The sequence below is a fragment of the Tamaricihabitans halophyticus genome, assembly GCF_004340875.1.
In the GTDB taxonomy this organism is placed as follows: Bacteria; Actinomycetota; Actinomycetes; order Mycobacteriales; family Pseudonocardiaceae; genus Tamaricihabitans; species Tamaricihabitans halophyticus.
Map to the genome: position 1 here is coordinate 1 of NZ_SLXQ01000027.1, position 21,620 is coordinate 21,620.

At 66.2% G+C, this 21,620-nt stretch carries 24 protein-coding genes and 1 pseudogene; 17 read left to right on the forward strand and 8 right to left on the reverse strand.

Going from position 1 to position 21,620, the window contains the following annotated elements; all coding sequences use genetic code 11:
• The 3 genes from EV191_RS30260 to EV191_RS28805 all read left to right on the forward strand — a co-directional run.
• The coding region (locus EV191_RS30260; RefSeq protein WP_279388477.1) for an SGNH hydrolase domain-containing protein at positions 1-986 on the forward strand (986 nt) is incomplete at its 5' end.
• A 23-nt stretch (positions 987-1,009) separates the two neighbouring features.
• Positions 1,010-1,396: a DUF6153 family protein gene (locus EV191_RS28800; RefSeq protein ID WP_132881125.1), complete on the forward strand. Its 387-nt coding sequence runs from the start codon at positions 1,010-1,012 to the stop codon at positions 1,394-1,396.
• Between the two features lie 96 nt (positions 1,397-1,492).
• On the forward strand, positions 1,493-2,122 hold the full coding sequence (locus tag EV191_RS28805) for a DUF305 domain-containing protein (protein ID WP_132881127.1): 630 nt from the start codon (positions 1,493-1,495) through the stop codon (positions 2,120-2,122).
• A gap of 53 nt (positions 2,123-2,175) precedes the next feature.
• Here EV191_RS28805 and EV191_RS28810 read toward each other — a convergent pair whose 3' ends face one another.
• Entirely contained in the window at positions 2,176-3,006 is an 831-nt protein-coding gene (locus EV191_RS28810; protein ID WP_132881129.1) for a lysophospholipid acyltransferase family protein, read from the reverse strand.
• 128 nt (positions 3,007-3,134) lie between these two features.
• Positions 3,135-3,386 carry a hypothetical protein gene (locus tag EV191_RS30745; protein WP_243659314.1) on the reverse strand — a complete coding sequence of 84 codons (252 nt, stop codon included), beginning with the start codon at positions 3,384-3,386 and terminating at the stop codon, positions 3,135-3,137.
• Between EV191_RS30745 and EV191_RS28815 the strand changes: the two genes are divergently transcribed.
• Positions 3,385-5,667, forward strand: a complete 2,283-nt coding sequence (locus EV191_RS28815) for a DNA translocase FtsK (protein WP_243659315.1) — start codon at positions 3,385-3,387, stop codon at positions 5,665-5,667. The two genes, EV191_RS30745 and EV191_RS28815, sit on opposite strands and share 2 nt — an antisense overlap.
• Before the next feature lie 36 nt (positions 5,668-5,703).
• On the opposite strand, the gene EV191_RS28820 is transcribed toward EV191_RS28815, so the two are convergent.
• The 4 genes from EV191_RS28820 to EV191_RS30265 all read right to left on the reverse strand — a co-directional run bounded on the left by EV191_RS28820 (position 5,704) and on the right by EV191_RS30265 (position 7,345).
• On the reverse strand, positions 5,704-6,156 hold the full coding sequence (locus EV191_RS28820; protein ID WP_132881132.1) for a phospholipase: 453 nt from the start codon (positions 6,154-6,156) through the stop codon (positions 5,704-5,706).
• Positions 6,157-6,289: 133 nt separating this feature from the next.
• A complete protein-coding gene (locus EV191_RS28825; RefSeq protein WP_243659316.1) occupies positions 6,290-6,793 on the reverse strand; it encodes an amino-acid N-acetyltransferase in 504 nt (167 codons plus the stop codon).
• Positions 6,794-6,860: 67 nt separating this feature from the next.
• The gene (locus tag EV191_RS28830; protein ID WP_132881136.1) at positions 6,861-7,202 is read right to left on the reverse strand and encodes a hypothetical protein; all 342 of its coding nucleotides are present in this window, start codon (positions 7,200-7,202) and stop codon (positions 6,861-6,863) included.
• Positions 7,199-7,345: a hypothetical protein gene (locus EV191_RS30265; protein WP_165913158.1), complete on the reverse strand. Its 147-nt coding sequence runs from the start codon at positions 7,343-7,345 to the stop codon at positions 7,199-7,201. Before EV191_RS30265 ends, EV191_RS28830 begins: the two co-directional genes overlap by 4 nt.
• Positions 7,346-7,531: 186 nt before the next feature.
• Here EV191_RS30265 and EV191_RS28835 point away from each other — a divergent pair, with 186 nt between their 5' ends.
• Positions 7,532-8,755, forward strand: coding sequence for a tetratricopeptide repeat protein (locus tag EV191_RS28835; protein ID WP_132881137.1), 1,224 nt, complete (start codon positions 7,532-7,534; stop codon positions 8,753-8,755).
• 13 nt (positions 8,756-8,768) lie between these two features.
• Positions 8,769-9,659 carry a phosphotransferase family protein gene (locus EV191_RS28840; RefSeq protein ID WP_243659317.1) on the forward strand — a complete coding sequence of 297 codons (891 nt, stop codon included), beginning with the start codon at positions 8,769-8,771 and terminating at the stop codon, positions 9,657-9,659.
• Positions 9,660-9,704: 45 nt separating this feature from the next.
• On the opposite strand, the gene eat is transcribed toward EV191_RS28840, so the two are convergent.
• Positions 9,705-11,156: an ethanolamine permease gene (eat, locus tag EV191_RS28845; RefSeq protein WP_132881139.1), complete on the reverse strand. Its 1,452-nt coding sequence runs from the start codon at positions 11,154-11,156 to the stop codon at positions 9,705-9,707.
• Positions 11,157-11,422: 266 nt separating this feature from the next.
• Here eat and EV191_RS28850 point away from each other — a divergent pair, with 266 nt between their 5' ends.
• The 8 genes from EV191_RS28850 (at position 11,423) to EV191_RS28885 (ending at position 19,114) form a co-directional block, all read left to right on the forward strand.
• Positions 11,423-12,787 carry a glutamine synthetase family protein gene (locus tag EV191_RS28850; protein ID WP_132881141.1) on the forward strand — a complete coding sequence of 455 codons (1,365 nt, stop codon included), beginning with the start codon at positions 11,423-11,425 and terminating at the stop codon, positions 12,785-12,787.
• Positions 12,768-13,514, forward strand: coding sequence for a gamma-glutamyl-gamma-aminobutyrate hydrolase family protein (locus EV191_RS28855; protein WP_132881143.1), 747 nt, complete (start codon positions 12,768-12,770; stop codon positions 13,512-13,514). The genes EV191_RS28850 and EV191_RS28855 overlap by 20 nt, the downstream gene beginning before the upstream one ends.
• Positions 13,511-14,872: an aldehyde dehydrogenase family protein gene (locus tag EV191_RS28860; RefSeq protein WP_132881144.1), complete on the forward strand. Its 1,362-nt coding sequence runs from the start codon at positions 13,511-13,513 to the stop codon at positions 14,870-14,872. The genes EV191_RS28855 and EV191_RS28860 overlap by 4 nt, the downstream gene beginning before the upstream one ends.
• Positions 14,873-14,893: 21 nt before the next feature.
• A complete protein-coding gene (locus EV191_RS28865) occupies positions 14,894-15,661 on the forward strand; it encodes a 3-oxoacyl-ACP reductase (protein ID WP_132881184.1) in 768 nt (255 codons plus the stop codon).
• On the forward strand, positions 15,658-16,395 hold the full coding sequence (locus EV191_RS28870) for a FadR/GntR family transcriptional regulator (RefSeq protein ID WP_243659318.1): 738 nt from the start codon (positions 15,658-15,660) through the stop codon (positions 16,393-16,395). Before EV191_RS28865 ends, EV191_RS28870 begins: the two co-directional genes overlap by 4 nt.
• Before the next feature lie 168 nt (positions 16,396-16,563).
• Positions 16,564-17,991 carry a 30S ribosomal protein S12 methylthiotransferase RimO gene (gene rimO / locus EV191_RS28875; RefSeq protein WP_132881188.1) on the forward strand — a complete coding sequence of 476 codons (1,428 nt, stop codon included), beginning with the start codon at positions 16,564-16,566 and terminating at the stop codon, positions 17,989-17,991.
• Positions 17,988-18,620: a CDP-diacylglycerol--glycerol-3-phosphate 3-phosphatidyltransferase gene (gene pgsA / locus EV191_RS28880; RefSeq protein ID WP_132881146.1), complete on the forward strand. Its 633-nt coding sequence runs from the start codon at positions 17,988-17,990 to the stop codon at positions 18,618-18,620. Before rimO ends, pgsA begins: the two co-directional genes overlap by 4 nt.
• Positions 18,620-19,114 (forward strand): CinA family protein, encoded by a 495-nt coding sequence (locus tag EV191_RS28885; protein WP_132881189.1) that lies wholly within the window; start codon positions 18,620-18,622, stop codon positions 19,112-19,114. Before pgsA ends, EV191_RS28885 begins: the two co-directional genes overlap by 1 nt.
• On the opposite strand, the gene EV191_RS28890 is transcribed toward EV191_RS28885, so the two are convergent.
• Positions 19,098-19,553 carry a nitroreductase family deazaflavin-dependent oxidoreductase gene (locus EV191_RS28890; RefSeq protein WP_132881148.1) on the reverse strand — a complete coding sequence of 152 codons (456 nt, stop codon included), beginning with the start codon at positions 19,551-19,553 and terminating at the stop codon, positions 19,098-19,100. The two genes, EV191_RS28885 and EV191_RS28890, sit on opposite strands and share 17 nt — an antisense overlap.
• 117 nt (positions 19,554-19,670) lie before the next feature.
• On the opposite strand from EV191_RS28890, the gene EV191_RS28895 reads away from it, so the two are divergent.
• The 3 genes and pseudogenes from EV191_RS28895 to EV191_RS28905 form a co-directional block, all read left to right on the forward strand.
• The gene (locus EV191_RS28895; RefSeq protein WP_132881150.1) at positions 19,671-20,369 is read left to right on the forward strand and encodes a TetR/AcrR family transcriptional regulator; all 699 of its coding nucleotides are present in this window, start codon (positions 19,671-19,673) and stop codon (positions 20,367-20,369) included.
• A gap of 35 nt (positions 20,370-20,404) precedes the next feature.
• Entirely contained in the window at positions 20,405-20,905 is a 501-nt protein-coding gene (locus EV191_RS28900; RefSeq protein WP_132881152.1) for a SixA phosphatase family protein, read from the forward strand.
• Positions 20,906-21,028: 123 nt separating this feature from the next.
• Positions 21,029-21,271: pseudogene (locus EV191_RS28905) on the forward strand (helix-turn-helix domain-containing protein); the annotation flags it as partial.
• Positions 21,272-21,620: the final 349 nt, after the last annotated feature.

Consider the following 21,620-nt stretch of genomic DNA (forward strand, 5'->3'; position numbering starts at 1 on the left):
CCATCGGCACCACCACCCGCTGGGGCGCCTACCGCTTCGGCATCCTCACCCTCATCCCCGTCCTCCTCATCGCCGCCAGCTGGCAATGGCTCGGCGGTCACATCGCCCAGTCGAGCGCGGTTGACGTCTCCACGGCCAAGCCCGCCAACGGCACCGAGTACCCGGTCGACCCGAACCATCCGGGCGCGATGGCGCACACCGAGGGATTCCGTTACACCGGGGAAACCGGTGTGCGCACCGCCCCCTCCGCGGTGACCCTGCCCGACGACTGGGCCCGCCTGGTCGAGCCGGACTGTCGGGTGTCCGAGTACAACGAGGAGCTGGAGATCTGTGCCAGCGATGTCCGCGCACCGAAGCGGGACATCGTGGTGGTCGGCGATTCCCACGCCCAGCAGTACCTTGGCGTGTTCAAGCCGATCGCGGACAAACAGAACTGGCGGATCACCACCATGCTGCGGGGCGGCTGCCCGTTCTCCACCCAGTCCGAGACCCGCCAGGGCAGCGAACGGTGCGTGGACTGGAACGCCGCGGCGCTCCGGGAGATCATCGAGATGCGCCCGGACGCGGTATTCACCATGGCCACCAGGAACGTCCGGGTCGGCTTGACTGAACAAACCCCACCGGGGTTTGTCGAACAGTGGCGCAAACTCGAGGCGAGCGGAATCCCGCTGGTCGGGCTCAGGGACAACCCACGGTTCACCGGCCCGCCGGCGGACTGTGTGGCGGAATACGGCAAGGACGCGAAGCGCTGTGCCACGTCAAGGGCGACACTGCTCGCGAAGGAAGCTCCCTACCAGCGCATTCCGAATATCCCGTCGAACGTGCGGTTCCTCGACTTCAGCGATTACCTGTGCACCGCCACGAGCTGTCCGCCGGTCATCGGCAACGTCTACGTGTACATGGACAACAACCACCTCAGCGCCACCTACATGTCCACGATGGCCAATATCGTGGACGAGCGGGTGCATGCCGTGCTCGGCTGGTAGCAGTCGCGCGATACCCTGGGGGCGTGTCCGGCCGTTTTCGCTCGATCGCCCGCCTCGCGCTGGTACTCGGCGTGCTTGGTGGATTGTTCGGAATGCACGGACTGCCGGGGCATGTTCCGGTTGTCCGAGCGGCGGATAGTCTGGTCACGGCCGCGCCGGCGGGGCACGCCGGGCACGGGAGTTCGACCGACGACCGTACGCCGGTCGACGGTTCGCACGGCGGGCCAACCTGCGAAGCGCGCGGGGTGCAGCAGGCGCCAAGCCCGCATGTCGACGCTACGGCCTTGCCGGTGTCGCTGGTTCCGCCAGCCACGCTGGATGACGCGGCGGGTCAGTTCACGGCAGGCAGCGATACCGGGGCGGCTCGCGCCGCGCCATTACGCACCGAATTATGCGTGTACCGAATTTAGGCCGAATCCTCGAATTTGTTTGTGACGTTCCCGCGTGATTGTCGCGCGGTGATTCGTATATCGATTTTTCACACTTATTTCTCGAGGAGTAGACCTATGTTTCGACGTGTTTCGGCTCGACGTGCGCTGGTTGGCGCGCTCGCGGCGCTCGGCGTAGCGCTTGCCGGTTGTGGCACCGGCGAGGACGCGGAGCAGCAGGCTCCCGATGCCACGGAGAGTTCGGCCAGCGCGGGCAAGCAGTTCAACGATGCGGATATCGCCTTCGCGACGGAAATGATCCCGCATCACCGGCAAGCCGTACAGATGGCTGAGCTGGCGCCGGATCGCGCGGCCAACCCCACGTTGCGCGAACTTGCCAAGGAGATCAAAGGCGCCCAGCAGCCGGAAATCGACACGATGAGCGGTTGGTTGCGGGACTGGGGTGAGCCGGTCCCGAGCGCGGACCAGTCCGGCGGAGGGCAACATGATGGTCACGGTATGGCCGAGGGACACGGGATGCCCGGAATGCTGACCGAGGACCAACTGGCCGAACTGCGCGGGGCTTCCGGTGCGGAATTCGACCAGCTGTTCGCCAGGCTGATGATCGAGCATCACGAGGGCGCCGTGACGATGTCCAAGGACCAGCAGAAGAACGGGGTCAACGACGCGGCGACCAAGCTGGCCGGCGAGATCATCGCCACCCAGCAGGCGGAGATCACCGAACTGCGCGGCATGCTGGGCAGTTAGTTGCCTACTCGCTGGGGTCCGCTCCGGGCCCCAGCGAGTATTTTCGTGCCTGGTCAGGACTCGGGCCGCCAAGGGCTGTGCGAATCGGTGGGGCGAGTGGGGTCATGGAAGCGGGGCGTATCCGGCTCCGCGGCGCGTAGTGGCACCAGATTCGCGGTGATCGCGCGCATGATCCGGGTGTGCGCGCGCATCGCGTCGCCAACGCGGTCAGCGGAAAGGTCGCCGAGATCCACCGGTTCGCCGAAATGGACCCGGAACCGGCGCTGGCCGGCCAGCGCTTTGGCGAACGATGTGACCAGCGGTTTGAGGTCCTGCCAGCCCCGAACCGTTGGCGTCCCCCAGTACATCGCTTCGTGTGCGCCCCACTGGCTGATGGTGATGACCGGAACATCGCCGTGCAGCGCCATCCTGGCCAATCCGGTCTTACCGCGTTCTGGCCACAGCCCGGGCTCCCTGCTGATGCGCCCTTCCGGGTACACCAGCAGGGGCACTCGGGCATCCCGGAGCGCGTTGGTTGCCCTGCCGAAAGCCTCGGCGACATTGCTTTTGCCTCTGTCGACCCGGATATGCCCGCTTGCCCGCAGCAGCCTGCCAAGAACCGGCGCGTCGAGTAGGCCGGCGGTGAGCATGAACCGGGGTGCGACGCCGAGGGCACGGCAGGCGGCGATGAGGACGAAGGGATCGAACATGCCGATATGGTTCGCCGCGACCAGTACCGGGCGGCCGCGCAGTTCATCCGGAAAGGTGCCGGTGACCTCGAGTTTGCCGACCAATCGGACCAGCGCGCTGTCGATTGCCGTGAGGGCACGCCATACCTGGGGAACATCCGAGATATGCGGACTCCGGCGTGTCGGCTCGGTCGAGTCGTAGTCGCGGGCCACCATGAGCAGAGCATGGCATGCGGTGCGCGGCCAGCCACGGGAAGGTGACGTTATTGACCGTGCGTGGTCGGTTCGTCGGGAATGTTGCCACTGTGACGCGAGTGGCTGCTGGGACTTTGGCCGTCCCGGCGTTACCGTGGAAGCATGGCTAGCCGCACGGTGACCTCGGGGAGTACCAAGACGCGCGCCGGTTCGGGCGCGTCCCGGTCCAGCACGAGCAAATCCGGATCCGGCAAGTCCGGGTCCGGAAAATCGACCGCGAGCAAGTCTGGCGGGTCTCGTTCTGGCGCTTCGCGGTCGAGCGGTAGCCGGTCCACGGCTCGGAAGCGGCCGGCCCGGCGTAGTTCCGCCACCGGCAGGGCGGTTCGCGGTACCTGGAACATGCTGGCCAAAGGCACCGGCGGGCTGGCCCGCACATTGGGGCGTACCCGTGATCTGGAGCCAGCGCACCGCCGCGATGGGTTGGCCTTCGGCTACATCGCGCTTGGCCTGATCATTGGCATGGCGGCCTGGTGGCAGGCGGCCGGTCCGGTGGGCCAGTACGTGGAGATCGGTGTCCGCAGCGCCGTGGGTGCCGGTGTCACGGCACTTCCCATGGTGCTGCTGGTGGTCGGCATCGTGCTGATGCGCAGTGAACCGCAGCCGGAACGGCGTCCGCGCAGGGTTATCGGATCGATCCTGTTCGTTCTCGCGTTGTTGGGTTTGCTGCACCTGTTCGCTGGCCAGTCCGAGCAGTATTCGGACTGGCTGTATGGCGGCGGCGCGATCGGTTTCGTTACCGGCGGCTACCTGGCCAAGGGCGTGACGGCGTGGGTGGCCATCCCGATCCTGTTGTTGGTGCTCGGGTACGGCGTGTTGGTGTTCACCGGCACGCCGGTGCGGGAGATTCCGACCAGGCTGCGGGAATGGGGTGTTGACCCGGAGGAGCACGCCGAGTTCGACGACGATGAGCCTGAGCTGGAACCAGAGAACGAGGTCCGGCTGCGCCGGCCGTCCCGGCGGCGCCAGGCAAGTACGGAGGAGTCCGACGAGCCAACGGCGGAACTCGCCGCGACCCCGGAGGCGCCGGCCACACCGGCGAAACGTAAGCCGGCCGAGGTGCGCGCGGCCGAGCCGCCCGAGCAGGCGAAGCCGAGCAAGGCCGAGGCTCCGGCGATCCAGGTACGCGCCGTGGAGGGTGACTACACGCTGCCGCCGCCGGATCTGCTGGTAGCCGGGGACGCGCCGAAGGCGCGGAGCAAGGCCAACGACTCGATGATCGAGGCGATCAACGGGGTACTCGATCAGTTCAAAGTGGATGCACAGGTCACTGGTTTCACCAGGGGGCCGACCGTGACCCGCTATGAGGTCGAGCTTGGTCCCGGGGTGAAGGTCGAGAAGATCACCGCGCTGACCAAGAACATCGCCTACGCGGTGGCCACCGACAATGTTCGGCTACTCGCGCCGATTCCCGGCAAATCCGCGGTTGGTATCGAGGTACCGAACTCGGATCGGGAAATGGTGCGGCTGGGCGATGTGCTGCGTTCGGGAACGGCCGGCAAGGATCCGCACCCGATGCTGATCGGGCTTGGTAAGGACATCGAAGGTCATATGGTGACCGCGAACCTCACCAAGATGCCGCATCTGCTGTGTGCCGGTTCCACCGGTTCGGGTAAGTCCAGTTTCGTCAACTCGATGCTGGTGTCCTTGCTCAGCAGAGCGACACCGGAAGAGGTCAGGATGATCCTGATCGACCCGAAGATGGTGGAGCTGACCCCGTACGAAGGTATCCCGCATCTGATCACCCCGATCATCACCCAGCCGAAGAAGGCGGCCGCGGCGCTGGCGTGGCTGGTCGAGGAGATGGAGCAGCGCTACCAGGATATGCAGGCCAGCAGGGTGCGGCATATCGATGACTTCAACAAGAAGGTGCGGGACGGGGAGATCACCGCGCCGCCGGGCAGTGAGCGCGAGTACCGGCCGTATCCCTACATCATGGCGATCGTGGATGAGCTCGCGGACCTGATGATGACCGCGCCGCGCGATGTGGAGGACGCGATCGTGCGGATCACCCAGAAGGCCCGCGCCGCCGGTATTCACCTGGTGCTGGCGACCCAGCGGCCATCAGTGGACGTGGTGACCGGGTTGATCAAGACGAATGTGCCGTCCCGCTTGGCGTTCGCCACCTCCTCGCTCACCGATTCGCGGGTGATCCTGGACCAGCCGGGCGCGGAGAAGCTGATCGGCATGGGCGATGGGCTGTACCTGCCGATGGGGGCGGGCAAACCGGTTCGTATTCAGGGCGCGTTCGTGGCTGACGAGGAGATCGCCTCGATCGTGGCGTTCACCAAGGAGCAGGCGCAGCCCGAGTACACCGAGGGCGTCACCGCCGCGAAGGCGAGCGAGCAGAAAGACGTCGACCCGGATATCGGCGATGACCTGGAAGTCTTCCTGCAGGCCGCCGAGTTGGTGGTCACCTCGCAGTTCGGTTCCACCTCGATGTTGCAGCGCAAACTGCGGGTTGGTTTCGCCAAGGCGGGTCGGCTGATGGACCTGCTGGAGACCAGGGGAGTGGTCGGCCCCTCCGAGGGGTCGAAGGCACGCGAAGTGCTACTCAAACCTGATGAACTGCAGAACTTCGTGGTTTCGGTGCGCGGCGGACCACCACCAGAAGTGCCCGATTAGTGGTGCGCGGATGCGCCGAACGTCGCTGAATCGCTGTTAGTTGCCGCCGAATTTGCGGACGGCCTGGTAGTAGGTCCATGCGGTACCGAGGCAGATTCGGTTCCCCGCGCAGATCTGTTTCAGGTCGGCGTGGAACCGATCGTCCAGCCGGAGCCGAGTGTCCGCATTGAACCGTTGCTGGCGTTTGTAATTGCGGTAGCCGAAATCGTGTCGATGGCATGCCGGGGTGAACTGGAAGCCGAACGGGTTGTCCGGCGCGGCGGAGCAGCCGTCCGAGGACCAGTCGAGCTCGGCGGGGCGCGGCGTGCTGGCGCGAACCTGGCCGAACTCGGCGAGGGACAGCTGGAACAGGTAGCGGTCGGTGACCTGCCGCACCGACTCGGCCTGTGCCACACCGGCACCCGCGAAGGTCACGGTCCCGGCGAGTAGTAGCGCGGCTAGCGCGTGACGGAAAAAGCGGGCGGGGCGGACGGACGATAAGCCAGACATCAACGCGCTCCCGTGTTCTCTGGCGCCGGTTCGGCCGGGACGATCTTGCTCATTGTGGCCAGCGCGATTGGCGTCGAGCACCGCCGTCAGGGTGCCGTGGCACCGCACCTTCGGGTGCCATGATCACCGAGTGTCAGGTGAGTTCGAGCAGCATCCTGCTGTTGCCGAGGGTGTTCGGCTTGACATAGGGCAAGTCGAGAAACTCCGCTACGCCGCGATCGGCCGAGCGGCGCATCTCCGCGTAGACCTCGGGATCCACCGGGGTACCGGCGATTTCCACGAAACCGTGGCTCGCGAAGAACCGGGTTTCGAAGGTCAGCACGAACAGCCGGGGCAGGCCGAGGTCCTTGGCCAGCTGGATCAGCTGGCGCACGATCGCGTGACCCACCCCGCCGCGGCGGATCGTGCGGTCCACCGCGACCGTACGGATTTCCGCGAGATCTTCCCAGAGCACGTGCAGCGCGCCGCAGCCGACGACCGTTCCGTCCAGCTCGGCCACCCAGAATTCCTGCACCGCCTCATAGAGCGTCACCAACTCCTTTTCCAGCAGCACTCGTCCCGCGTACTGGTCCACCAGGGACTTGATGACTCGGACATCGTCGATGCGGGCCCGCCGCACGGTAAGGCCTTCGGTCACCACCCGAGCTTAGATGTCGTGCCATGGCCAGGTCATACCGCCGCCGTATCGCGTGATGCCAGCTGAGCTACTTGCGGAATCGGGCCATATGGGACTCAGCCCATTCCCGGCCGAGTTGGGCAAGGACTTGGGCGGACCACGGGCAGCGGACCGGCTGTGACCAGTTCAGTGAGTACCGTTCCAAGGTGCCCATTCCGACACGGATGGCGGCCGCGCCTTCAACCCATTCGAATACAAAGGACGCGTAGCTGAACACGAGCACGACGGTTCCGTCTGGCAGCGCACGTCGGTACGGACCAGCCGTCTGATACGGCGCCCGATACACCGTGACCCTCCGTCCGTTGCGATGCGTGAAGACTTCGGCGCGCACTCCGGGTGGGAGAAAGGCTGGATCGATGGTGCCGCTCACCTGCCGACACCTTGACTTTCGGTTGCCGGGTGCACTGCTTTCGCCGCCTGTCCCGATTCCAGTTCACCACTCGTGTCGTCCTCGACGGGGGCGTTCCCGTCGAAATCGTGCACGACACCGTCCATGCCGATATACCAACTCATACACATAGGGTCATCGATACGATCGGATGCGGGCAGAGCACCGAGCGGGGCAAACTGACAGGGCAATCTGCGAGGCGCTAGTTGGTTTGGCAGAGCCTTCAACATGCGAGGTGGTAGATGGGACCGAACTGTCAACTCCGCGCGCGACGAGAGGCCACGCCTTCCACCGTAGTTCCTACTGGGCATATGAGTCGGGAAGAGCTTGCCGAAGCCGTTAACGAATACCTGTGGAAAACTACAGGTACGCGATATGATCTTGATGCCAACTCCATCGCCCGCTACGAGCGAGGCAAGGTGCGTTGGCCGAGTCGGCATTACCGCGAAGGATTGCGCGAGGTCTTGGGCGTAGCCGCAGATAGCGAGATAGGTTTCTGGCCAACTCGGCGTGGCAAAACCAAACCGCTGGCGCAGCCGAATTCGGCAATCGGCGAGATGAGCACGAGTGTTGATCTTTCAGTGCTTGCCGGTACGTATGTGGAGACTCCCGTGCCAACGCGGGCCGGTTGGACAGACGTGGAGCATGTACGCGCTGCCACGCGTGTAGCGGCCATGTCGGAGAACCGATTTGGCGGTGTCTTGTCCGCCGAGTCGGCCGCCGGGCAGCTGCGCTGGGCTGGAAGGCTGATCGAGGCGCAAGCGACTGATCAGGTGCGGCGAGCCATATTCGAAGCTGCGGGCAACCTTGCCAGTGTCGTCGCCTTCTCGGCGTTCGATTTCGCGAATTATGGTGCCGCCGAGCGATACTTTCAGTTCGCGTTATGGTGCTCGGGCCAAGGGGAGTCATGGCCACTGCGTGCCAATACGCTCGCCGAGATGGCGCGAATGGCCACCTATCTTGGCGATCTCGACCATGCGCTGAGTTTGATCGAGTTCGCCCAAGTTCGCGCAGACCGCGTTTCTGGTACGGCCCGAGCGATGCTCGCTGTCGTACATGCTCGGCTACTTGCTCTCAACGGACGGTATGCCGAGGCACGAATCGCGGTAGAGCGTGCCGACGAGCAATTCGCTGGCCGCGATGTTGCTGAGGACCCACCTTGGCTCTGCTACTACGACGAAGCCGAACACCAGGGTAGTACCGGTAAGGCACTGTTGCCCGGAGCTGTCGAAACGGGCGATCTCGATATTGCGGCATCCCGTTTGCGAGCGGCCATACGTTTACATGATCAGCACTATCCTCGGTCGAGGGTTTTCTCGTTGATCCGGTTGGCCTCGCTAACCATGTCGGTGGGCGATCCGCATGAGGCGGTGTCGATAGGTCGCCAGGCGCTAGACGGGGCGACTCGCTTGCGATCTAAGCGGATCGCAAGCGAGCTACATGGGTTGGCGCGGGTCTCGAGGCGGCACAGCGACATAACCGACGTTGCCGAACTACGGCAGGATCTAGTGGCCTCGGGGACGGACAGGCATTAAGGGTGATCGGATCATGATGGCGGGCGCCGCTGCGGCGAGTGACGTGCTTTCGGTTGCCGGGCGGCTGGCGCATGTCGATACGACGGATGCCGAGTTGATCCGGGATGGCGCCAACACCCTGTACCGGTTGCCACACGGGATCGTCGCCAGGATCGGCAGAGCGGGAACTGCGCATATCGCGCGGCGGGAGCTGCGGGTAGCCCGGTGGCTGGCCAATGTTGGCGTGCCTGCGATCCAGCCCGTCGCGATACCCGCGCAACCGCACCTGGTGCGCGATCGTCCGGTTACCTGGTGGGAACTGCTTCCGCCGCACCGCGTAGCAACGCCGAGCGAGTTGGGCGCGGTGCTGAACGCCCTGCATCGACTAGCTGTCCCCAGCGAGCTTGATCTGCCCTTCTATGACCCATTCGTTGGTATCGACCACGCGATGCTCGCTGACGCGGTCGGTATCGAACCAGCTGATCGTGACTGGCTAGTGCGGCGGTTCGACGACCTACGGGAGCGCTATCGACAAGCAGATTACGCCTCATCCCGGTGCGTGCTGCACGGCGACGCATGGCAGGGCAATATCGCGGTGACCGAAACCGGTCGGGTGATCGTCCTGGACCTGGAGCGGTTCGCGATCGGCCCACCCGAGTGGGATTTGGTCCAGCTTGCGGTGGACTACACGGATTTCGCCCGGCTGGGCACTGGTGACTATCAAGCGTTCGTCAGCACATACGGCGGCTACGACGTCACTGGCGCGCCACGTTACCGGCTTCTCGCTGATATTCAGGAGTTTCGCTGGGTCTGCTTTACTCTGAGTAAAACGGCGACGCGGCCCGAAGCCATCCAGGAGACACGACACCGAATTCACTGTCTGCGCGGCGACGTACCCCGTCCATGGACCTGGACCGCGTTGTAGAGCAGCACCAGCGCCGAACCGCAATCTTTAGGGATCTTGCGGGACTCAGGAGTCCAGTTCCGTTTCGGCTTGTTTGAGTGCCGCGAACTCTTCTTCTGGTGCGTTCGCGACGAGGCGGTGTCTACTGTAGAACCAGAAGTAGCCGATGGCGGCGAGGAAGATCGCTGCGGTGATCGCGGCCGCGAGTCGGTCGACGAAGAAGGTGGCGATGACGGCGGCCAGTGCGAGCACGAGGGCTATCGAGGTGGTGACGGCGCCGCCCGGGGTGCGGTAGGGCCGCGCGAGGTTTGGCTCCCGTTTTCGCAGCACGATATGCGATACGTTCAGCAGCACATAGGACACCGTGGCGCCGAAAACCGCGATGTTGATGAGTTTCGCACCATCCTGGGTGATGGTTGCCAGTGCGAAACCGATCGTGCCGGGTATCAGCAGCGCCATGTACGGGGTCTTGCGGCGGCCGGTCACGGACAGCCAGCGGGGCAGGTAGCCCGCCCTGGACAGCGCGAACAACTGGCGCGAGTAGGCATAGATGATCGAGAAGAAACTCGCGACCAACCCGGCGAGCCCAACATAGTTCACCACCTGCGCCAGGAAATTGTCTCCGCCATACGCTGCCCGCACCGCTGCCGGCAGTGGATTGTCCGCCTCCGCGATCGCACTGGAGCCAGCCCCGCCAGGCGCGGTGAGCAGGATCAGCGCGGCGAAGCCCAACAGCACCAGCATGGCCGCGATAATGCCCCGCGGCATATCCCTGCGCGGCTCCCGCGCTTCCTCCGCCGCCAGCGGAACCCCCTCCACGGCGAGGAAGAACCAGATTCCGTACACCAGCGCGGCAAGCACGCCGGCGATGCCGAACGGTAGGAACGTGCTCGCGCCAGCGGCATCGGTCGGGGCGATATCGAACAGATTGTCCACGGAGAACTGTGGGATCATTCCGGCGACGAATGCCACCAGCGCTACTACGGCGATCGCGGTGATCACGAACATCACCCGCAGCGCCTCGCCCACACCGCGCAGATGAATCCCGATGAACAGCACATAGCAGGCGAGATATACCGGCCAACTGTTGGTCAACCCGAACAGGCCGAGCGTTTCCACGTACCCGCCGATGAACACGGAGATCGCCGCTGGCGCGATCGCGTACTCGATCAGGATCGCCGTACCGGTGGCGAATCCGCCAAGCGGACCGAGTGCCCGACGGGCGAAACCGTAACCAGCGCCGGCCACCGGCAGGGCGGACGCCATCTCGGCGAGTCCGAGAATCATGCAGGTATACATTGTCGCCATCAGCGCGGTGGCGATCAGCAACCCGCCCCAGCCGCCTTCGGCCAGCCCGAAGTTCCAGCCCGCGAAATCTCCGGATATCACATAGCTGACCCCCAGCCCGGCGAGCAACACCCAGCCAGCCGCACCGCGCTTGAGCTGCCGATGTTTGAGGTACTGCGCATCCAGATGCTGGTATTCCACCTTGGCACCGTGCCGGCGCGACTTACTCATCCGTGGCTCCACCACTGTCTCGGGCCATCGTCGTGGGACCGCCCTCTAATGGAATAGGAACGTTCCATTGGAACTTGGGTAGAGTGGTCCAGTTCACGCCTTCGTGTCAATACATCTCCTGCGGTTTGTTGACTCTAGTGCCACCACGCTGGTGCTCCTGGCGAAACTTGACACCGGACGGGCTGGTCAGTTTGACTCCGAAAAGGGATAAACATGGACCTTTAAACGGCCCTCGTTGAACTCGCCCAACCCGGGAGGAACGCCGCATGGAGGCATCCGACGGCACGCTGAGTGTGCCGCGACTACGTGAACTCGTCGAGGCCGGAGCGGTCGATACCGTCCTCGTGGCACTGACCGATATGCAGGGCAGGCTGCAAGGCAAACGGTGCTCAGCGCGTTATTTCCTGGAGGAAGTGCTCGCCCACGGCACCGAGGCATGCAACTACCTGCTCGCGGTGGATGTGGACATGAATACCGTGGACGGCTACTCGATGTCCTCATGGGAGACCGGCTACGGCGACTTCGTGCTGCGCCCCGATCTGCGTACGCTCCGGCCGATTCCGTGGCAGGAGGGCACCGTGGCCGTGCTCTGCGATCTGGAATGGGTCGGCGGCGGGCCGGTGCCCGTTTCGCCGCGTCAGGTGTTGCGGCGGCAGCTGGATCGCCTCGAGCAACGCGGGCTCGCGGCGTACGTGGGGACCGAACTCGAGTTCATCGTGTTCGACGACAGCTACGAGCAGGCATGGGACCGCGGCTACCGGGACCTGCGCCCCGGGAATCAGTACAATGTGGACTACTCGATGCTGGGCACGGCTAGGCTGGAACCGCTACTGCGGGATATCCGCAACTCGATGACCGGCGCCGGCCTGTATCCGGAGTCGGTGAAAGGCGAATGCAACCCTGGCCAGCATGAGATCGCCTTCCGGTACGCCGATGCCTTGACCACATGCGACAACCACAGCATCTACAAGAATGGCGCCAAGGAGATCTCCGCGCGACACGGCAAGAGTCTGACCTTCATGGCCAAGTACAACGAGCGAGAAGGCAACTCCTGCCATATCCACATCAGCCTGCGTGGTACGGACGGTTCCGCGGTGCTGCCCGGCGACGACCAGTATGGCTTCTCGCCGCTGATGTCCCGATTCCTCGCCGGCCAGCTGCATTGCCTCGGCGAGCTCGCCTACTTCTTCGCGCCGAACATCAACTCCTACAAGCGCTTTGCGCCCGGCAGCTTCGCGCCGACCACGATCGCCTGGGGGCGGGACAACCGCACCTGTTCGCTGCGGGTGGTGGGGCACGACCAATCGCTCAGGGTGGAAAACCGCGTGCCGGGCGGTGACGTCAACCCGTACCTGGCCGTCGCGGCGCTGATCGCCAGCGGCCTCTACGGCATTGACAACGAGCTAGCACTGGAACCGGAGCTCGCGGGAAACGCCTACACCTCGGGTAAACCTTCCGTGCCAACCACACTGCACGCGGCCGCGGACGCGCTGGCCGACAGCAAGATCGCCAGCGAGGCGTTCGGCGCGGATGTGGTCGAGCACTACCTGAACGCGGCACGTGTGGAGTTGGCCGCTTTCGACGCGGCGGTAACCGATTGGGAGCGGGTTCGTGGCTTCGAGCGACTATGAGCACGGTGATCAGCGCAAGCCGCTGATCGGTATCACGACCTACCTGGAATGGTCGAGCTACGGGGTATGGCACACCGAAGGACCGGTACTGCCACGCACCTATGTGGACGCGACGCTGGCCGCGGGTGGAGTGCCGATGCTGCTGCCACCCGTGGGCACCGATTTCCGACGGATCGTCGACGGGCTCGATGGCTTGGTGCTTTCCGGCGGTGCGGATGTCGACCCGGCACGCTACGGTCAGCAGCCACATTCCCGAACCAGTGCGCGCCCGGACCGCGATGAGTACGAGTTCGGTCTGCTGGCCGCGGCGCTGCGGGCGGAACTCCCGGTACTCGGGGTCTGCCGGGGATTCGAGGTACTGAACGTGGCCTACGGGGGCACGCTGAGCCAACACCTGCCGGATGTGCTCGGGCATGATCGGCACCAGCCGGCCCCCGCGACGTTCGCGACCTCGGAGGTCACCATCGAGCCGGGCAGCGGGCTGGCCAGTGTCCTCGGCACTCGAACCACCGGGCAATGCCACCACCACCAAGGCATTGACGTGCTCGGCAGCGGGCTCACCGCGGTGGCACACACCTCGGACGGCCTGATCGAAGCGGTGGAACGGCCAGGCGCCGGATTCGTCTGCGGCGTGCAGTGGCACCCAGAAGAGGACATCAGCGACGTGCGGCTGTTCGCGGCACTCGTGGCCGCGGCCGCTGACTACGCGACAGGGAAGGGGATATGAGTACGTTCGAGGTAGTGAACCCGGCGACCGAAGAGGTGATCAGCCGTGTTCCGCTGGCCTCCGTGGCGGAGGCCGACGCGGCGATCGCCCGCGCGCACGCCGCGCTACCCGCATGGCGGGACACCGCGCCGGCTGACCGGGCGCGGCTACTGCGCCGCTTTGCCGACGCGGTCGACGCCGACCTGGACAACCTGGCGCGGCTGGAGGTGGCCAACTCCGGGCACCCGATCGGCAACGCCCGCGGGGAAGCCGGCAACGTGCGGGATGTGCTGGAGTACTACGCCGCCGCGCCAGAACGGTTGAGCGGCAAGCAGATTCCAGTGCCGGGCGGCGTGAACATCACCTTCCACGAACCCGTTGGCGTGGTCGGGGTGATCGTGCCGTGGAACTTCCCCATGCCAGTCGCAGGTTGGGGATTCGCGCCCGCGCTGGCCGCGGGGAACACCGTACTGGTCAAACCCGCCGAACTCACCCCGCTGACCGCCATGCGGCTCGGTGAGCTGGCCATTGCAGCGGGTATCCCGCCGGATGTCTTCCAGGTGCTGCCCGGCGCCGGACCTGTGGTCGGCCAGCGGCTGGTGACCCACGAGCTGGTGCGCAAGGTGGTGTTCACCGGTTCGACCCCGGTCGGCAAGGGCATCATGGCCGGCTGTGCCGACCAGGTGAAACAGGTGACCCTGGAACTGGGCGGAAACAACGCGAACATCGTGTTCGCCGACGCGGACCTGGAGCGCGCGGCGGCAGCGGCGCCGTACGGCGTGTTCGACAACTCCGGTCAGGACTGCTGTGCGCGCTCGCGGATCCTGGTGCAGCGCGAGGTGTACGAGAAATTCATGGCGCTGTTCGAACCCGCCGTACGCGGCGTGGTGGTCGGTGATCCCGCGCGGGAGGACACCGAGATGGGTCCGCTGATCTCCGCGGCACACCGCGCGCGGGTCCAGTCCTACCTGCCCGACGAGGGCGCGGTCGCGTTTCGCGGTAGCGCGCCGGGAGGTCCCGGGTTCTGGTTCCCGCCGACCGTGCTCACCCCGGCCGATTCGAGCCATCCCGCCGTCGCCGAGGAGGTGTTTGGTCCCGTCGTCGCGGTACTTCCGTTCACCGACGAGGAGGACGCGGTGCGGATGGCCAACGACACCGACTATGGCCTTTCCGGGTCGATCTGGACCAGAGACGTGGGTAGGGCATTGCGCGCCGCTCGTGGGGTAGCGGCAGGCAACCTCTCGGTGAACTCACATTCCGCGGTGCGGTACTGGACCCCGTTCGGCGGATACAAACAGTCCGGTTTGGGCAGAGAGCTTGGCCCGGACGCGGCGGAGAGTTTCACCGAAACCAAGAACGTATTCATCGCGACCGACTAAGGGGATGTGCGGACAATGACAGTGCCACAGCGAATGGACGGCAAGGTCGTCGTGATCACCGGGGGCGCCAGCGGGATCGGCCTTGCTTCGGCCCGGCGGCTCGCCGGCGAGGGCGCCACCGTGGTGATCGCCGACCTGGACAGCGACGGCGGCCGGGCCGCGGCGGACGAGGTCGGCGGCAGCTTTCACCAGGTGGACGTGACCGAGGAGGCCGAGGTCGCCAGGCTCTTCGAACAGACCGTCGCGGATCATGGCCGACTGGACGTGGCCTTCAACAACGCGGGAATCTCGCCACCCGAAGATGATTCCATTCTGGACACCGGGCTGGCGACGTGGGAGAAGGTACAGCAGGTCAACCTGAACTCGGTGTACTTCTGCTGCAAGCATGCGCTGCCGCAGATGCGCGCACAGGGCAAGGGTTCGATCATCAACACCGCCTCGTTCGTCGCGGTGATGGGGGCGGCGACCTCGCAGATCTCCTACACCGCCTCCAAAGGCGGGGTACTCGCGATGAGCAGGGAACTCGGAGTGCAGTTCGCCAGGGAAGGCATTCGAGTCAACGCATTGTGCCCAGGGCCAGTGAACACGCCGCTGCTCAAGGAGCTGTTCGCCAAGGATCCGGAGCGTGCCGCCCGGCGGCTGGTGCACGTACCGGTTGGCCGGTTCGCCGAGCCGGAGGAGATCGCGGCCGGGGTGGCCTTCCTGGCTAGTGACGACGCCTCCTTCGTCACCGCGTCCACCTTCCTCGTCGATGGTGGCATCTCCGGGGCGTACGTGACCCCGCTGTGAGTGAGCCGATCAGCCCGGACGCCGATCTTGCCGGTGCGGATCTCGCGCTGTTTCGCGCGGTCCGCACCGGCAACGCCTTCGAGGAAACCGTGGAGCGGCTGCTGCAAGCGATCAAACTCGGCGTGGTCGCTCCCGGTCAGCGCCTGCCCGCCGAACGAAACCTCGCGGCCAGACTCAATGTGAGCAGGGTAACGCTGCGCGAAGCGATCCGGGCGCTCGGCGATGCTGGCTACGTGGAGTCCCGGCGCGGCCGCTACGGCGGCACCTTTGTCACCATGCCGCCGGCCGGGGGGCTCGGTGCTGAACCATCCGTAGGTTCGGCCATCGCGCTGGAGGACACGTTGACGATGCGCAGGGCACTCGAGGTGGGCGCCGCGGAGACCGCGGCGGCTCGATCACTCAGTCCGGCCGAGCGCCGGCATCTGCGCGCCCGGTTGGCCGAAAGCAACGAGTCGACCATGGTCGACTACCGGCGTAAGGATTCCCGGTTGCACTTGGCGATCGCCGAGGTCAGCGCTTCGCCGTCGCTCACGACCGCGGTCGCGGACGTGCGGATGCGGGTGAATACGCTGCTGGACGCGATTCCGCAACTGGCGGTGAACATCGAGCATTCGAACCGGCAGCATGAGGCGGTGGTCGGCGCCATTCTTGATGGTGAACCGGAACGGGCGCGCCATGCGATGGCCGAGCATCTGGACGCCACCGCCGCCTTGCTGCGGGGATTCCTGGCCTGATACCCGCGGCGCTGCTCGCAAGCGTGGTAATTCCACCGAGTTTCGTGCGCGGGACGGAGGTTTCACGCGCGGACAGCTACCCTGAGCGGCGTGCCACAACCCACCACACCGCACCCCGCTTCCACCAGCCCCGCCACGGGGGAGCCCGTAGCGGCTGGCCGTGTCGCCATGGTCACTCTTGGTTGCGCGCGTAACGAGGTCGATTCCGAAGAGCTCGCCGGGCGGCTCACCGAGGGAGGCTGGGAGCTCGTCGACGCCGATGCGGGTGCCGCCGATGTGGTGGTGGTGAACACCTGCGGCTTCGTCGAATCGGCGAAGAAGGACTCGGTGGACACGCTGCTCGGCGCGGCCGACTCGGGTGCGAAAGTGGTCGCGGTGGGCTGCCTGGCCGAGCGATACGGCGCCGAACTCGCGGAGAGCTTGCCGGAAGCGGACGCGGTGCTCGGATTCGACCACTACCCGGATATGGCCAACCGGCTCACCGACGTGGTCGCCGGCACCGAGATCGCCGCGCACGATCCCGTCGACCGGCGCACGCTACTGCCCATCTCCCCGGTGCACCGGCCGGAAGCGGCGACCGAGGTCGCGGTGCCCGGACACGCGCAAGGTACGGGGTCCTGGGGGCCGCGGGTGCTCCGCACCAGGCTGGACAGCGCGCCGGTCGCCTCGCTGAAGATCGCCTCGGGCTGCGACCGTCGGTGCTCCTTCTGCGCCATACCCTCGTTTCGTGGCTCGTTCGTCTCCCGGCATCCCGACGAGATAGTCGCCGAGGCGGCCTGGTTGGCCGAACAGGGCGTCCGGGAACTGTTCCTGGTGAGTGAGAACTCCACATCCTACGGCAAGGACCTGGACCGCTCGCTGGGTGGTGGGCGGGCGCTGGAGCTGCTACTTGGCCGGCTGGCGGAAATCCCCGGTATCCACCGGGTTCGGGTGTCCTACCTGCAGCCGGCGGAAACCCGGCCGGGACTGGTGCACACCATCGCGACCACGCCCGGCGTCGCCCAGTACTTCGATCTTTCGTTCCAGCATGCCAGTGAGCCAGTGCTGCGCCGGATGCGCCGGTTCGGTTCGACCGACTCCTTCCTGGCGCTCTGCGATCAGATTCGGGAGCTCGCGCCCGCCGCTGGCATCCGCACCAACGTGATCGTCGGGTTTCCCGGTGAAACCGAGGACGACCTTGCCGAACTCGAGCGGTTCCTGACCTCGGCACGGCTGGACGCGGTTGGCGTGTTCGGCTACTCCGACGAGGACGGCACGGAAGCCGTCGGCCTCGCGGACAAGCTCGACACCGAGGAGATCGCGGAACGCGTCAGCCGGATCTCCGGGTTGGTCGAGGAACTGATCGCGCAGCGCGCGGAGGACCGGATCGGCGACGAGGTGACGGTACTGGTCGAAGGGACCGATCCGGAACCGGTCGGTCGCGCCGCCCATCAGGGGCCGGAAGTCGACGGCGAATGCGTCTTCGTCGCCGACGGCGAACTGGACCTTGCGGACCTCACGGTCGGCGATCTGGTGCGCGCCACGGTAGTCGAAGCCGAAGGTGTCGACCTGGTGGTGCGGGCCGTCGAGAAGCTGGCTGGAGAGGCCTTCCGGTGAGTGCGCCGGATGGCGCCGGCGACGCCGGGGTTGAACCTTCGGCGCGGGGACGGGCTGGGCCGCGTGCGGTTCCCACCGTGAATATCGCCAACGTGCTGACGGTGTCCCGGCTGCTGCTGGTGCCGGTTTTCCTGCTCGCGCTGTTCATGGACGCGGGTGAGTCAACGGGCTGGCGGCTCACCGCGACCGCGCTGTTCGCCATCGCGTCGATAACCGACCAGGTGGATGGCTGGATCGCCCGCAGGTACGGGCTGATTACCGACTTCGGCAAACTCGCCGACCCGATCGCGGACAAGGCGCTCATCGGTGCCGCGCTGGTCGGGCTGAGCGCACTCGGCGAGCTGCCCTGGTGGGTCACCATCGTGATCGGCGTCCGTGAGCTGGGCGTGACACTCTTGCGGTTCTGGGTGATCCGGCACGGCGTGATCCCGGCCAGCCGTGGCGGTAAGGCCAAAACGGTCGCACAGATTCTGGCGATCGTGATCTACCTGCTGCCGCTGCCTGGTTACCTGTTCGTCGTGGGAGCCGTGGCGATGGGTATCGCGGTCGCGCTGACCGTGGTGACCGGCGTGGACTACGTCGTCCGCGCGATCCGGTTACGCGCCAGATCGCTGGCCGATCGCGGGTGATGCCATTGTTCGGCGCGTCCGAAACTCAACTCAAGGAGCTGGTTGCCCAGCTCACCGCCGCCGGCCGGACCGTAGCCTGCGCCGAATCACTGACCGGTGGCCTGGTCTGCGCCGCCCTCACCTCCGTACCCGGTGCCAGCGCGGTGGTACGCGGTGCGCTGGTGGTGTACGCGACCGACCTGAAAGCCGAGCTTGCCGGGGTGGACCCGACCCTGCTCAGCCAGCACGGTGCGGTGCATCCGCGGGTAGCCGACCAACTCGCCGAAGGCGCGCGACGGCGCTGTTCCGCCGACATCGGTCTCGGACTGACCGGTGTCGCCGGGCCTGACCCACAGGATGGGATCGCCGCCGGCACCGTGCACCTTGCCGCGGCCACCGAGGCCGGTGTGCGGCGGCGTACCCTGCGGGCCGCTGGCGATCGCCATGCGGTGCGGGCCGCCGCCGTGGCCGGTGCGCTCGACCTGCTCGCGGCGGCGATCAGCTCGTCAGCGTGATCCGGAAGACCGGTAGTCCGGCGGCACTTTCGCGCAAGCTCGCCTCCGTCGAGTCGCGGTGCACGCCGGGAAACAGCGACCTCGTCTCGGGCCAGCGGGTCAGATAGGCCCGCAGGATCGCCGGCTTTTCCTCGTCGGCGAGTTCGGTCGCGGAGAATGTCCGCGACCCGCGGCCGACCCGGAGTGTGCCCTCGCCAGCCACCCGTAGGTTGCGGACCCACTGCGTATGCCCGCGTGGCGCGACCAGGTAGCGGCTGCCCGCATGTCGTAGTGGGAAGACCGGTGTGCTGTGCCATTGCCCGCTGTTGCGCCCCCGGACCACCAGCTGGTGCGCGCCCCGGACGGATACGCCGAGCCTGGCCAGACCGCCAACCAGGGTCTTCTGCAGGGCGTTGGTGCCGCGGCGCGGTCGAAGATAGCGGGTAGTCGATTCCGTCATGTCAACTCCTAGAGAGCAGTGATCTCGATATAGATCAGTGAACCGGATCTGATGAGTTTTGTCCAGAGCAGTGATCTCGGAATTGTCCGGCGCTCTCACCTGTGCCAGAGTGTGCGCATGAACGCCGGTCGTACGGCCAGGGAGCGGGCCCGTGCCGAGCTCACCGAGGAGATCAAGAACGAAGCGCGTCGCCAGCTGCGCATCGAGGGGCCAGCGGCGCTGTCGCTGCGTGCGGTGGCCCGCGAGCTGGGCATGGTGTCCTCGGCGCTGTACCGGTACTTCCGCAACCGAGATGAACTGCTCACCGCGCTGATCACTGATGCCTACCGGGCACTGGGTGCGGCTGCCGAACAAGCCGTGGCGACGGTGCCAGCCGAAGACCACCGGGACCGTTGGCGCGCCTGCTGGCACGCCGCGCGTGACTGGGCCGTGGCGCACCCGCACGAGTACGCGCTGATCTATGGCTCGCCGGTGCCGGGATATCACGCGCCGGGGGACACCATCGCGGCCGCTCGCCGGCTGGTGCTTGTCCTGCTCGGGGTGCTCAGGGACGGCCATGCGGCTGGTCGGCTACGGCCGCTGGCGCGGGTCAAGCTGCCCGGCGGGCTTGCTGGGCAGCTTGATGCCCTCATCGCCGAGTTCGCGCCGGAACTGTCTCGTGAGCTGTTCGCGCGGCTGCTGTCGGCGTGGACGCAGCTGTTCGGCGCGATCAGCTTCGAACTGTTCGGCCACTACGTGGGTAGCGTGGACCCGAGTGCCGATTTCTTCGCTTACCTGATCGAGGATCTGGCGGACCAGGTCGGGCTACCAGCGTAGCTCCCCGAGTTTGCGGGCGATGGCAGTCTGGTGGGGTGCGAACGGGACATACGCTCGCGATCCTGCGGCACGCGAAGTCGGCGTGGCCGGAAGGGATCGCCGATCAGCTTCGCCCACTAGCCGCGCGCGGTCAGCGGGACGCGCCCATGGCCGGCCGGTGGCTGGCCGGTCGGACACCCGTCCAGTTACTGCTCTGTTCACCCGCGCGGCGTGCCCGCGAGACGGCCGAACTCGTGGTCGCGGAACTGGACCCGGCGCCGGATATCACATGTGACGAGCGGATCTACGCGGGCGGCGTCGACGGGGCGTGCGCCGTACTTCGCGAGCTGCCCGCGAGCCTCGGTGCCGTGGCACTGATCGGGCACAATCCGACGCTGGAGGAACTTGTTGACCTGCTCGGTGGGCGGTCGAGCAGGCTGAAGACCTCGAGTATCGCCGTGCTGGAAAGCCGTTCGCCGTGGGCGGACATCGGTTCGTCCGGATCGGCGAAGCACGCCTGGGGGCGTTTGACCGCCGAACACACCGCGCGCGGCTGAATCGGGAACAAAACCCCGTCGCATTCCGTTCGCTATTGGCGGACACAGTGTGGTTTCGCTGCGAACCCGTACGCCGGGTGGGTACGGTGAAGCCACGAGCTCGCTGGAGAAGGGAGGCGCGCGATGACCGTGCTATTGCGCGAGGCGATCGGCGACCGGCTTCGCCATGCCCGCACGAACAAGGACCGCACGCTGCGCGAGATCTCGCGGGTCGCCCGCGTCAGCCTTGGCTATCTTTCCGAGGTCGAGCGAGGGCGTAAGGAGGCCTCCAGCGAACTGCTCGCGGCCATCTGCGAGGCTCTCGACCTGCCACTCGACGAGCTGCTGAGCAATGTCGCGACGGATGTGCGCGCACTGAGCAGCGTCGCAAGCGGGCTCGGCGAACACCCGGAGCCCGCGACGGTTCCCGCGGCGAGTGGTGCCGAGCAAGCCGAGGCAAGCTCGGACCTGCCGGCGACCGAGGCGGCGCCGGCCGCGACCGCGTCGGCCAGCGCCGCGATGCCCGGAATGTCCGGTGCCGTACTCGCCGAGTCGGTGCCTGCCGGGTTCGCGATGCCGCCGAACCGGGTGGCGAGCGCCGGTTCGCGGCACGTCGAATGGCAGGACGCGCCACTGGGCGGCGCAATGCTCAGTGACGGTGTCATCCGGACCGGAACGCTCGGCAACGAGCTGGCCGATCTGCGACTTTCGCCCAACACGCTGCCCCCGATGGGGA

Bases quoted from the DNA above. Each gene is read 5' to 3' on its own strand.
- EV191_RS28810 (WP_132881129.1), bottom strand. From the start codon at position 3,006: ATGGTGGCCCGCGACTACGACTCGACCGAGCCGACACGCCGGAGTCCG.
- EV191_RS28885 (WP_132881189.1), top strand. From the start codon at position 18,620: ATGCCATTGTTCGGCGCGTCCGAAACTCAACTCAAGGAGCTGGTTGCC.
- EV191_RS30745 (WP_243659314.1), bottom strand. From the start codon at position 3,386: ATGTTCCAGGTACCGCGAACCGCCCTGCCGGTGGCGGAACTACGCCGG.
- EV191_RS28820 (WP_132881132.1), bottom strand. From the start codon at position 6,156: ATGTCTGGCTTATCGTCCGTCCGCCCCGCCCGCTTTTTCCGTCACGCG.
- EV191_RS28850 (WP_132881141.1), top strand. From the start codon at position 11,423: ATGGAGGCATCCGACGGCACGCTGAGTGTGCCGCGACTACGTGAACTC.
- EV191_RS28805 (WP_132881127.1), top strand. From the start codon at position 1,493: ATGTTTCGACGTGTTTCGGCTCGACGTGCGCTGGTTGGCGCGCTCGCG.
- EV191_RS28890 (WP_132881148.1), bottom strand. From the start codon at position 19,553: ATGACGGAATCGACTACCCGCTATCTTCGACCGCGCCGCGGCACCAAC.
- EV191_RS28860 (WP_132881144.1), top strand. From the start codon at position 13,511: ATGAGTACGTTCGAGGTAGTGAACCCGGCGACCGAAGAGGTGATCAGC.
- eat (WP_132881139.1), bottom strand. From the start codon at position 11,156: ATGAGTAAGTCGCGCCGGCACGGTGCCAAGGTGGAATACCAGCATCTG.
- EV191_RS28840 (WP_243659317.1), top strand. From the start codon at position 8,769: ATGATGGCGGGCGCCGCTGCGGCGAGTGACGTGCTTTCGGTTGCCGGG.
- EV191_RS30265 (WP_165913158.1), bottom strand. From the start codon at position 7,345: ATGAGTTGGTATATCGGCATGGACGGTGTCGTGCACGATTTCGACGGG.
- rimO (WP_132881188.1), top strand. From the start codon at position 16,564: ATGGTCACTCTTGGTTGCGCGCGTAACGAGGTCGATTCCGAAGAGCTC.
- EV191_RS28895 (WP_132881150.1), top strand. From the start codon at position 19,671: ATGAACGCCGGTCGTACGGCCAGGGAGCGGGCCCGTGCCGAGCTCACC.
- EV191_RS28835 (WP_132881137.1), top strand. From the start codon at position 7,532: ATGAGTCGGGAAGAGCTTGCCGAAGCCGTTAACGAATACCTGTGGAAA.
- EV191_RS28815 (WP_243659315.1), top strand. From the start codon at position 3,385: ATGCTGGCCAAAGGCACCGGCGGGCTGGCCCGCACATTGGGGCGTACC.